The organism is Asaccharospora irregularis DSM 2635 (assembly GCF_900129815.1).
Taxonomy (GTDB): domain Bacteria; phylum Bacillota; class Clostridia; order Peptostreptococcales; family Peptostreptococcaceae; genus Asaccharospora; species Asaccharospora irregularis.
Map to the genome: position 1 here is coordinate 22499 of NZ_FQWX01000025.1, position 7882 is coordinate 30380.

The 7882-nt window shown below is 31.8% G+C and carries 7 protein-coding genes, 2 rRNA genes and 1 riboswitch; all 9 genes read right to left on the minus strand.

The features are described 5' to 3' along the window. Positions 1 to 45 precede the first annotated feature (45 nt). Complete coding sequence (locus tag BUB34_RS09485; RefSeq protein ID WP_073126777.1) at positions 46 to 2298, minus strand: DUF3553 domain-containing protein; 2253 nt, start codon at positions 2296 to 2298, stop codon at positions 46 to 48. 905 nt (positions 2299 to 3203) lie between these two features. Continuing rightward, entirely contained in the window at positions 3204 to 3536 is a 333-nt protein-coding gene (locus BUB34_RS09490) for a hypothetical protein (protein WP_073126778.1), read from the minus strand. Beyond that, a complete protein-coding gene (locus BUB34_RS09495) occupies positions 3529 to 4083 on the minus strand; it encodes an RNA polymerase sigma factor (protein WP_073126780.1) in 555 nt (184 codons plus the stop codon). Before BUB34_RS09495 ends, BUB34_RS09490 begins: the two co-directional genes overlap by 8 nt. Before the next feature lie 174 nt (positions 4084 to 4257). Then, positions 4258 to 5067 (minus strand): energy-coupling factor ABC transporter ATP-binding protein, encoded by an 810-nt coding sequence (locus BUB34_RS09500; protein WP_073126782.1) that lies wholly within the window; start codon positions 5065 to 5067, stop codon positions 4258 to 4260. Next, positions 5060 to 5758, minus strand: coding sequence for a cobalt ECF transporter T component CbiQ (gene cbiQ, locus BUB34_RS09505; RefSeq protein ID WP_073126784.1), 699 nt, complete (start codon positions 5756 to 5758; stop codon positions 5060 to 5062). The genes BUB34_RS09500 and cbiQ overlap by 8 nt, the downstream gene beginning before the upstream one ends. A gap of 2 nt (positions 5759 to 5760) precedes the next feature. After that, on the minus strand, positions 5761 to 6072 hold the full coding sequence (locus BUB34_RS09510; protein WP_073126785.1) for an energy-coupling factor ABC transporter substrate-binding protein: 312 nt from the start codon (positions 6070 to 6072) through the stop codon (positions 5761 to 5763). Then, complete coding sequence (locus BUB34_RS09515) at positions 6035 to 6769, minus strand: energy-coupling factor ABC transporter permease (RefSeq protein WP_073126787.1); 735 nt, start codon at positions 6767 to 6769, stop codon at positions 6035 to 6037. Before BUB34_RS09515 ends, BUB34_RS09510 begins: the two co-directional genes overlap by 38 nt. Positions 6770 to 7005: 236 nt before the next feature. Further along, a riboswitch (cobalamin riboswitch) is annotated at positions 7006 to 7185 on the minus strand. 198 nt (positions 7186 to 7383) lie between these two features. Next, a 5S ribosomal RNA gene (gene rrf / locus BUB34_RS09520) occupies positions 7384 to 7500 on the minus strand. Between the two features lie 96 nt (positions 7501 to 7596). Then, positions 7597 to 7882 (minus strand): 23S ribosomal RNA (locus BUB34_RS09525); the annotation flags it as partial.

Consider the following 7882-nt stretch of genomic DNA (forward strand, 5'->3'; position numbering starts at 1 on the left):
TTTTATGTATAGAACTATTTTTATGTATAGATCTATTTATCAAAATTACAGTATATCTAACGTTGTGTATTCCTTATTTATTTTCTTTATTCCCTGTTTGTCAAAAGCTATAGTAACATCGGAACCTACAACCGAAACTACCGTACCTATTCCAAACTTAGGATGATGAACTTTTGATCCTAATTTTATGTCATCTGGATTAGTTTCTTTTATATTATCCTTAACTGTAGCATTTACATTTTTAGCTGCAGTAGACTTACTCATCGTACCCATATATTTTTTTGTGTACTTATCTAAAATATTATAACTTGCTTTTGAGTATGTTGTTTCTGTATTTGTAGCATATAGTTTCTTTATATTATCTTCTGGCAATTCTTCCATAAATCTAGAGGCTATAGACTGATTTGTCTTACCATATAAAGTTCTTTTTTTGGTCATTGTCATAAACAACTGTTCCTTAGCTCTTGTTATACCAACATAACAAAGCCTTCTTTCCTCTTCAATTTCAGAGTCATTCATAGACCTTACCGCTCTAGATATAGGGAATAATCCTTCCTCCATACCAGTTAAAAATACAACTGGAAACTCTAGACCCTTTGATGTATGAATAGTCATAAGAGAAACTCTATCATTTTCTTCTTCATTGTTTGGCTCTGCTGAAAGAGCAACTCCTGTTAGGAAAGTTTCTAAATCCTTGTCCTCGCTATTTTGTTCAAACTCTATAGCAATAGAAATAAATTCATTTAGGTTGTCTATTCTGTCTTGAATTTCCTCGCTTTTACTGACTAAATCTTTTCCAGCTTTCTTTTTAGATTCTTCTAATTCATCTAAATAGCCAGTAGTATCTAATATCTTCTCTATTAGTTTGCTAACAGGGTATACCTCTCTTATAGTCCTAAGTGTCGCAATTATATCTACAAATCCATTTATACTAGCTCTAGCTTTTGTTGATATTTCCGAGTTTGTGTCTACATCTATAAGAACTGAATATATACTTTCTTGTTTTAAGTTAGCTCTATCCTCTATTTTCTCTATAGTTCTAAGCCCTATACCACGTCTTGGAACGTTTATAATTCTTTTTAGTGATATGTCATCCTGTGGGTTCTGTATTACCTTTAAATAGGCCAACAAGTCCTTTATTTCTTTTCTCTCGTAGAACTTAGTCCCTCCATATATATTGTATGGTATTTGACTTCTGTTTAAGGCATCTTCAATTGAACGCCCTTGTACATTTGCTCTATAAAGTATAGCAAAGTCTTTATACGGTCTACTTTGTTTTGTAGATATTTGAGCTATAGTATCAGCTATAAAGTCTGCTTCCTCTACTTCATTTTCGGCTAGTTGTATTTTTATAAGTTCGCCTTCTTTTTTCTCACTCCAAAGTTTTTTTCTTTTTCTCTCTATGTTATTTGATATAACTGTATTTGCTGCATCTAATATAACCTGTGTTGATCTATAGTTTTGTTCTAGTTTAACTACATGAACATTTTCATAGTCCTTTTCAAACTCAAGTATATTTCTTATGTCAGCACCTCTCCATCCATATATACTTTGATCATCATCCCCAACTACACATATGTTTTGGTGATCTTTTGCTAGTAACTTTATTAATTCATATTGAGCCTTACTAGTATCTTGATATTCATCTACCATTATGTATTTAAATCTACTTCTATAATAATCTAAAACTTCTTCGTTGCTTTTTAAAAGTTCTACTGCCTTAAATATAAGGTCGTCAAAATCTAATGCACTATTTCTCTTTAGTCTATCTTGGTAAAGTGCATATATATCAGCTACTTTGCTCATTCTGTTATCTGATAGATTAATGTGTTTAAACTCCTTTGGTGTTTGTAATTTATCTTTAGCTCCGGAAATATAACTTATAACTGCTCTAGGTTCAAATACCTTATCACTTAGATTTAACTCCTTTAGACAGTCTTTAACTAATGTTATCTGGTCTGCACTATCATATATAACAAAACTTCTGTTATATCCGATTCTATTTATGTCTTTTCTAAGTATACGGACACAACATGAGTGGAATGTACTTATCCACATATCCTTAGTATCAGAACCAATTTCCTGTTCTACTCTTTCTCTCATCTCATTAGCTGCTTTATTTGTAAATGTAATAGCTAATATATTAGCAGGTTGAACTCCCTTATCTTCAATAAGATATGCCATCCTGCTAGTTAAAACCCTCGTTTTTCCTGAACCTGCACCAGCTAGTATTAAAACGGGGCCTTCCGTTTTTTCTACAGCATCTCTTTGGGCAGGATTTAGTGTATCCAAATCCATTCGCTACCTCCTACTGACAATTCTATAGATATATTTTAATCTAAATTATAGATTTCTTCAAACTTAAAGATGTACTTAGCTACATTTTTGCCAACTATTCAATTTTATAATCTTCCTTGGTAGATTGGTGTATCGATGCTTCGGGAGTGTTCGATATAAGTCTCCCTCCAGGCAGTCAAGCTGCAATGTCGGTACGACTTATATCTTCACACTCCCTTCGCTGGGTGATTACTTCCAATTCTACCTGCGTCAGTACGGGAAGACCATACTGGCATCAATATTTTGTTTATATTTCAATATTTAATTTTTATTTAATACTAAATAGTTAAATAAACTTCTCGGTAGATTGGTGTATCGACGCTTCGGGAGTGTTCGATATAAGTCTCCCTCCAGGCAGTCAAGCTGCAATGTCGGTACGACTTATATCTTCACACTCCCTTCGCTGGGTGATTACTTCCAATTCTACCTGCGTCAGTACGGGAAGACCATACTGGCATCAATATTTTGTTTATATTTCAATATTTAATTTTTATTTAATACTAAATAGTTAAATAAACTTCTCGGTAGATTGGTGTATCGACGCTTCGGGAGTGTTCGATATAAGTCTCCCTCCAGGCAGTCAAGCTGCAATGTCGGTACGACTTATATCTTCACACTCCCTTCGCTGGGTGATTACTTCCAATTCTACCTGCGTCAGTACGGGAAGACCATACTGGCATCAATATTTTGTTTATATTTCAATATTTAATTTTTATTTAATACTAAATAGTTAAACTCTTTCCTTGGTAGATTGGTGTATCGATTGCTTCGGGATTGTTCGATATAAGTCTCCCTCCAGGCAGTCAAGCTGCAATGTCGCTAAAAGTAATTTAAAAATAGGAGCGTTTGCTCCTATTTTAGTCTATCTACAAGCTTGAAAAGTATGCTTTGATTGTATTAAATAGTTCTTTGAGAAGTTTTAGGAAACTTTCTCTAAGTGGTTCGACTCCTAGTATTATGACTATAACTACTAGAATTATCCCCATTGATATAAGAAAATAACGTAAGTAACAAAGTTTTGCTTTAGCTTTTCTGACGGCATTATTATATTTTTTTATCATAACGTTCATATCTCTCTCAAATTCTCTTGAGAAGATGTGGAATCCTTTGAATGATGTCATAAATTTAAAATAATCCTCATCACAAGCCTTAGCGATTGCCTTTTTTAATAGATTATCATTTAACAAATTTTTATCCAATGTTAATCCCCCTATTCGCTAATTCTTTTTCTAATAGTTTTTTAGCTCTACGGGATATTTGACGAATGTTATCAGGGGTTTTGTCCAAAATACTTGCAATTTCAATCCCTTTTAATTCATTGTAGTACTGCAAATATAATACATCTTTATATGGATGCGGAAGTTGTTTAACCAACTCTGATAGTAGGTTTGATATTTCCTTTTTTTCTATCATAAGTTCCATACTTTCAGAGAATCTAAAGTGTATTTCTATATTATCTTGGTACTCTATTTTTGTATGATTTTTCTTATAATTATATAAGTTTATAGATTTATTTTTAACTATTGTGACTATGAAATTCCATGTTTTCTGTCCTGATACGTCTTCTATTTTTTCAAAGTGCTCAATAATTATTTTAAAAGAATCATATACAACATCCTCTGCATCGCTATGATTTCTTAGTATACTATTTGCAACGAAAAACATCTTATCCCTATAAGCATAGTAAAGTTTTTCAAACTTTGACTTTTCTTCCTCTGTCTCTAATAGCTGTAAAAGAATTAGCATAAAATTTTCCTCCCCAATATACCCCTGTCTATACCATATACACCATTGTAACATACAATAAATATCTTTGTTTAAAAAAATATGGACCATATAAATAGTTCTTTATAGGTCCATATTCTTGTTATGTATTTACTGAAATATAATCATATAAATAATTTAGTTATTATTGGCAATCTATTTTTCAGTTTCTTTTTTATAAAAATCAAATAAATCCTCTTCTTTTCTAAATAAAGGAGCATTCATTTTCTTGTGAACTTTAACTAGCCAAGGTAATTCCAATCCTGCACCTAATATACCTTCCTCATTTATGAATACATCTTCTGTATTACCTTCGTCAATTATGTTTCCCTCATTTAATACATATATATAATCACAAATCTCATACATCAGGTTCATATCATGGCTAGATATAACTACTTTTACGTTACTTTCACTTAACCTTTTTATTATATCAACTATACACCTAGTACTCATAGGATCTAATCCAGCTGTTGGTTCATCTAAAAGTACCATTTTATTTTCCATAGATATTACTGATGCGATAGCGACCCTCTTTTTTTGACCATAACTTAGAAAATGTATAGGTTTACCTATAAAATCCATCCCATTAACAGCCTCTAGAGCCTTGTTTACTCTGACTTTTATAATATCTTCTTCTAGACCTATATTCCTCAGTGAAAAAGCTATATCATCATATACTGTGGAGTAAAATATTTGCTTTTCTGGATCTTGAAATACCATACCTACATCTTTTCTTAAATTATATAAACTCTTTTTATCATATTTAAGTAAGTTTCCCTTAAATAAAATCTCACCTTTAGTGGGTTTTATTATACCCATCAGATTCATAAATAAAGTAGATTTTCCCGATCCATTAGATCCTATTATTCCTATTACATTTCCATTAGAAAAATCCATATTTATGTTTGACAATGCATTTTTATTTTTTTCATATTTATATGTTAAGTTATTAATTTTAAACATGTTCATCACCTATTATATGAAATTTTCCGTCGTACAGTTTTATATCCAATGAAACACACATATCATCATACCTTTTCATTATCCTTCTATAAAGTAAATTAACTAAAATACCCAATGACTTGTATGATGTCTTTAAATTTACATATCCAAATCTTAGTTCCTGTGACTTTTTAATATCTGAAACTTCTTCTAATAATATAAATATGAATCTGTAGATTAACATAGTTACTTCTATTAGATTGTCTGGTAGATGCAATTTTTTCAATAAAAATATTAGTTGATTAAAAGGTGTCGTCAACATAAAAAAGTAGACGCAAGTTAGGCAGGATATAGCCCTAAATAGTATATGTATAGAGGTATCTATTGAAATTCTTGAAATGCCTATATAAAACGAAAAAAACTTACAACCATATAATAGTTCCTTTCCGTCTACAGATATATTTAATAAATTCATACCTACACCCATTAGTAAAAAATACATAGGTATCTTTAAAATATTTATATAGCTTTTAAAATCTATTTTTGCTACTACAACTATAATAAAACTCATAAATAAAATATTACCAATTAAGATATATAAATTCTTAAATAGCATAGAAGCAATTAAAAAAATCGCCCCTATGCTCGCCTTTATTCCTGGACTTAAATTTCTAAGTCTATTTGTATATGCGTATTTATCAATTAAAAGCATAATTATTTTCTCTTCATTCTTCCTAATAAATAACCTATAACTCCTGCCCCTAAAGCTGCTTGTGTTGAGAATAGCAAACTCTCTATTTCTCCACTAGGTGGTTCATATAGACTACTAAACCAAGGTTCATAATCAGGTCTTATTTCAGTTATAAGGGATTCTGCCTCACCGTCTGCACCACCGTATTCAGCTCCTGAGTTTATCACTAATGGAGTTATTATAAGAACTACTACTAGTAAAAGCAGTGCCAAATTTAATTTTAGCTTAGATTTAGATTTAACATTTGCACTCATTATCATTAACTCCTTTTTCATTATTTTCTGTTATTAAATTATATATTATAGTAGTCAGTATACCTTCTGCTATAGCTATTGGTATCTGTGTCATAAAGAAAACCCCTAAGAATTTAGCTGCTGAAGCCATTATTCCTCCCACTGGATCTGGGAATGCAAGAGCCAATTGTAGCGCCGTTATAGTATATGTAGCCAAGTCTCCTAAAGCTGCTGCAAAGAATACACTAACCCCTATTTTTACATCTCTTTTTCTCAAGAACTTATATATAATAAATGAAACTATAGGACCAACTATGGCCATTGAAAAAGCGTTGGCTCCTAAAGTTGTCAATCCTCCATGTGCTAGAAGTAGTGCCTGGAATAATAATACTATTGTCCCAAGTACAACCATAACACTTGGTCCAAACATTATAGCCCCAAAACCAACACCAGTCGGATGAGAACAGCTTCCTGTCAAAGATGGTATTTTTAATGCTGATAGAACAAAAACAAATGCTCCACACAATGCCAATAATACTTTCTTTTTTGGCTCCTCTTTAATTATTCTATTCATAGACTTTAATCCTACCAAGAAAAATGGTATAAACACAATGCTCCACATAATGGACCACTTTGCTGGTAAAAAACCTTCCATTATATGCATAGCATTTGATGTTACTGGATTTAAGGCTACTAGTAAAATAGATCCTACTAACCCTAACTTTAAATATTTTTTCATTTTAAGCCCCTTTCTTATTTGACTGTTATATATTTTCATGTGTTAAAAAAAATATAAATACACCTTCGAAATTAAATAGAAAACTAGGCATTATAATTCTTTTACATGCAAAAAAAGCCTAACCCTCAGGATTAGACTTCTATCTTTACATAATAAGTGGCACCACATATAAACAGTCTCGTAAATGACTGTCATCACTGTGTACCTATTCAAGAATTTTCCTCCACCCCGAAGAAATTGCTTAATATTGTTAGGTAGGTCTCCTGACTTAGCTTCATCCTAATCCTTCTCCTTCCCATGAAATATTTCACAGTGGCATAAAAAGTTTCGTCTGCATTACAGTAGCGGGGGCTGTAGAGGATTTTCACCTCTTTCCCTATTAATCTTTGTAAAGAACCTAAAATATTTATATTTAATTTTTACCATGAATTTATTATTTTCATCCACAAATACAGAAATCACTTTATTGTATTTGTAGAATAAAAATCATACAACTTCAATAATTCTACATTCTTTCTTATATTCCTTCTTTTTTCTCAATAATTATAAATATCATTCTAATACTTTATAATTTTATCTAATACTCTATAATTTTATTAAACACAAAAAAGACTACGTGGCTACGTCCTACTCTCCCAGGCAGTTGCCCACCAAGTACCATCAGCGCTAAAGAGCTTAACTTCTGTGTTCGGAATGGGAACAGGTGTATCCTCTTTGCTATAATAACCACATAATCTTTTATAAAAAGAATTAATTATTTAATTTTATAAACTATAACTAAATATTAACACTTTCAAAACTGTATATATAAGTGAATGAATCATATATTGGTCAAGTCCTCGATCTATTAGTATCAATAAGCTAAATACATTGCTGCACTTACACCTTTGACCTATCAACCAGGTAGTCTTCCTGGGATCTTAACCCTTAGGTGGGAAATCTTATCTTGAAGTTGGCTTCGCGCTTAGATGCTTTCAGCGCTTATCCATTCCGTACATAGCTACCCAGCCATGCCCTTGGCAGAACAACTGGTACACCAGAGGTACGTCCATCCCGGTCCTCTCGTACTAAGGACAGGTCTCCTCAAATTTCCTACGCCTGCGACGGATAGGG

Excerpts from the sequence above, each read along its gene's own strand:
- BUB34_RS09485 (WP_073126777.1), bottom strand. The coding sequence starts at position 2,298 with ATGGATTTGGATACACTAAATCCTGCCCAAAGAGATGCTGTAGAAAAA.
- BUB34_RS09495 (WP_073126780.1), bottom strand. The coding sequence starts at position 4,083 with ATGCTAATTCTTTTACAGCTATTAGAGACAGAGGAAGAAAAGTCAAAG.
- BUB34_RS09500 (WP_073126782.1), bottom strand. The coding sequence starts at position 5,067 with ATGTTTAAAATTAATAACTTAACATATAAATATGAAAAAAATAAAAAT.
- cbiQ (WP_073126784.1), bottom strand. The coding sequence starts at position 5,758 with ATGCTTTTAATTGATAAATACGCATATACAAATAGACTTAGAAATTTA.
- BUB34_RS09510 (WP_073126785.1), bottom strand. The coding sequence starts at position 6,072 with ATGAAAAAGGAGTTAATGATAATGAGTGCAAATGTTAAATCTAAATCT.
- BUB34_RS09515 (WP_073126787.1), bottom strand. The coding sequence starts at position 6,769 with ATGAAAAAATATTTAAAGTTAGGGTTAGTAGGATCTATTTTACTAGTA.